The 1157-nt window shown below is 26.1% G+C and carries 1 protein-coding gene; it reads right to left on the reverse strand.

Going from position 1 to position 1157, the window contains the following annotated elements; translation table 11 throughout:
* Window positions 1–53 precede the first annotated feature (53 nt).
* A complete protein-coding gene (gene deoC / locus G3997_RS08285; RefSeq protein WP_330616128.1) occupies window positions 54–728 on the reverse strand; it encodes a deoxyribose-phosphate aldolase in 675 nt (224 codons plus the stop codon).
* Window positions 729–1157: the final 429 nt, after the last annotated feature.

Below are 1157 nucleotides of genomic sequence, written 5' to 3' on the forward strand. Positions count from 1 at the left end.
TATATATTAAATACCCTTAAAAATGTAACTTAATCATTAAGTTTTTATAAAGATTAATAATCTCCATTAGATGACTTATCTCCATTTGCTATTGCAACTGATGCACTTGCTCCTATTCTAGATGCTCCAGCTTCTATTACTTTAACTGCATCATCTTGGCATCTAACTCCACCAGATGCTTTTACTCCTATGTTTTCTCCAACAGTTTCTCTCATAAGTTTTATGTCAGTTGGCGTAGAACCACCTGTTCCGAATCCTGTAGAGGTTTTTACATAATCAGTACCAGCTTTAACTGCAAGTTCACAAGCTATTTTCTTTTCTTCATCAGTTAAGTAACAAGTTTCTATTATAACCTTAACTAAAGCTTCTTTATTAGCTGCATCTACTACTGCTTTTATATCTTCATATACTAAGTCGTAGTTTTTATCTTTTAATGCACCTATGTTTATAACCATATCTACTTCATCTGCACCTTTAGCTATTGCATCTTTAGTTTCAAATGCTTTAACAGCTGAAGTATTTGCACCTAGAGGGAAACCTATAACTGTACATACCTTAACGTCGCTTCCTTTTAGTTCTTCTTTTGCTAACTCTATATTTGCTGGATTTATACAAACTGAGAAAAATCCATATTCTTTTGCTTCATTACATATTTTAACTACATCTTCTTTAGTTGCTGTAGCTTTTAATATTGTATGATCTATCATGTTCGCTATTTTATTATTCATTATAAATTCTCCTTTTGATAATTTCATTGTTATTTCTACAATATTTTACCACATTATATAAATCATATAAACTTACTTTATGAATATTATTTATAATTAACATTTAAAACATTCATTATTATTAGTATTTATATATTAATAATAATGAATGTTTTTATATTAAGCTTAACAAGTAATCACTTTCTTAATATGTAGAATATTTAAGTATATTTTTATATACTGTATATTTTATTGATACTATTTTTGTTATAGCTAATTTTATATAATTCGAAGTTTTGGGTTAAAAATATTATCTATAATGGAACAAATATATGATTATATGATTGACTATTATAAAAATCAGAAAAAAGAAAAGAACGAATCTTAAATAATTCGTTCTTTTTATTATAAATATCTATAATTATTCAGCTATTAATTCTACTTCTTCAC

It is taken from the genome of Romboutsia sp. 13368 (assembly GCF_018336475.1).
Classification (GTDB): domain Bacteria; phylum Bacillota; class Clostridia; order Peptostreptococcales; family Peptostreptococcaceae; genus Romboutsia.

Bases quoted from the DNA above. Each gene is read 5' to 3' on its own strand.
- deoC (WP_330616128.1), bottom strand. From the start codon at position 728: ATGAATAATAAAATAGCGAACATGATAGATCATACAATATTAAAAGCT.